The sequence below is a fragment of the Massilia genomosp. 1 genome, from assembly GCF_011682185.1.
Lineage (GTDB): Bacteria > Pseudomonadota > Gammaproteobacteria > Burkholderiales > Burkholderiaceae_D > Telluria_A > Telluria_A rubra.
Window position 1 is genome coordinate 1 of record NZ_WHJF01000325.1, and the last position, 892, is coordinate 892.

Annotated in this window: 1 protein-coding gene and 1 pseudogene; both read left to right on the forward strand. The window is 61.0% G+C overall.

Going from position 1 to position 892, the window contains the following annotated elements:
* Window positions 1–129: 129 nt before the first annotated feature.
* Window positions 130–252: pseudogene (locus tag F1735_RS38630) on the forward strand (DUF7668 domain-containing protein); the annotation flags it as partial.
* 182 nt (window positions 253–434) lie between these two features.
* Window positions 435–839, forward strand: a complete 405-nt coding sequence (locus tag F1735_RS33880) for an OsmC family protein (protein ID WP_167241423.1) — start codon at window positions 435–437, stop codon at window positions 837–839.
* The last annotated feature ends 53 nt before the right edge of the window (window positions 840–892 follow it).

An 892-nucleotide genomic window follows, 5' to 3' on the forward strand; every position in this document is an offset into this window, starting at 1 on the left:
CCCGCTCCCGGAAACGATGTCAAAAGTACAGCACAAGAACGAACCCTAAAAACCCCACTACAACGCTCAAGATCACGACATACTTTGTTCAAAAACACACCCGACAAGTAGTCTGACACAGGGGGTCATTGGGACGTCCTGGTCGACCTGTGGACCATTGGCGAAGGCAGCAGCGACCTGGTGCTGGGCCTGGAAGTCATCGACAGCGGCGATGATTACGTTGTTGATATCCAGATGGTCTACGTGCCGTGAGGCGTATTGGATGACGATCGCCCGATACGTCGTCAGGCGCCTGCCTGGATTGCCGCCTGCGTGCGCATGATGGTGGGCGTTCGCAATAGCAGAGCTTTGCGTGCCCCCCATTCCGTGGGATGCGCAATGCCGCGAAAGGGTGTAAATTCCGCCCACACCCACCCTGATCCAGAAGGAAATCCATGACCATTACCGTCAAGCGCGATCTGTCGCAACCGATGCGCCATATCGTCCACGTGCGCAACCACCTGATTCCGGCCGACGGCTCGGTCGAGGAGGGCGGGGCCGATGCCGGCCCGTCGCCGCACGACCTGTACGACGCCGCCCTGGGCGCCTGCAAGGCCCTCACGGTGGTCTGGTACGCCAAGCGCAAGGGCATTCCGGTCGAAGACATCGAAGTGGCCATCGAGCGCGACGCCAGCGACGAGCGCAAGGGTGTGTACCGCCTCTCCGCCGCCTTGCGATTCAGTGGGGAGCTGTCCGACGCGCAGCGCGCCGACCTGCTGGCCGCCGCCGAAAAATGCCCGATCCAGAAACTGATGACCGGCGTGACCACCGAAATCACCACCACCCTAGTGCAGCCATGAGCATCGCCTACTTTTTCAAGCCGCACGAAAAGGATATCGGCGGCGGCTTTCGC

Coding starts and splice junctions, on each gene's coding strand:
- F1735_RS33880 (WP_167241423.1), top strand. CDS start 435: ATGACCATTACCGTCAAGCGCGATCTGTCGCAACCGATGCGCCATATC.